Source organism: Streptomyces sp. DH12 (assembly GCF_020873895.1).
Taxonomy (GTDB): Bacteria; Actinomycetota; Actinomycetes; order Streptomycetales; family Streptomycetaceae; genus Streptomyces.
In genome coordinates this window covers 1-419 of sequence record NZ_JAHWGT010001369.1, presented here as the reverse complement: position 1 = coordinate 419, position 419 = coordinate 1, and the positions used below count along the sequence as shown (strand labels likewise).

Annotated in this window: 1 protein-coding gene; it reads right to left on the bottom strand. The window is 71.8% G+C overall.

What is annotated here, in order from left to right; genetic code table 11:
* Positions 1-419: helix-turn-helix transcriptional regulator (locus LPA54_RS40115; RefSeq protein ID WP_368857913.1), on the bottom strand; the 419-nt coding region annotated here is incomplete at both ends.

Below are 419 nucleotides of genomic sequence, written 5' to 3'. Positions count from 1 at the left end.
ATCTTGGGGATGAACGTCGTGCAGACGCCGTCGCCGTGCGCGATCGTCGCCAGCCGCTGTACGTGCGTACCGAGAAGCTCGGCGAAAAATTCCGTCTCGGCCTCGCACAGCTGTGGGAACTGTTCGGCGGCGTGGGCGACCGGGCAGTGGTGCTGGCAGAGCTGCTCGCCGACCGGTGCGCTGCGCGCGGTCGCAGCGTACCCGTCCGCGCTGAGCGCCTTGGCCAGTGCCTCCGTGCGCTTCTCCGGCGGTACGGCCTCGACGGCCTTGCGGTAGGCGCCCGCCTGGGCGGTGATCCGGGCCCGGGCGAACGCGGCGATGGCCTCGCTGCCGCCCTCCCGCTCGCCGATCCAGCGCAGCGCGTCCACCGCGAGCTTGTCGTAGGACTGGTCGAAGGCGTCCCGGCCGCAGTCGGTCAG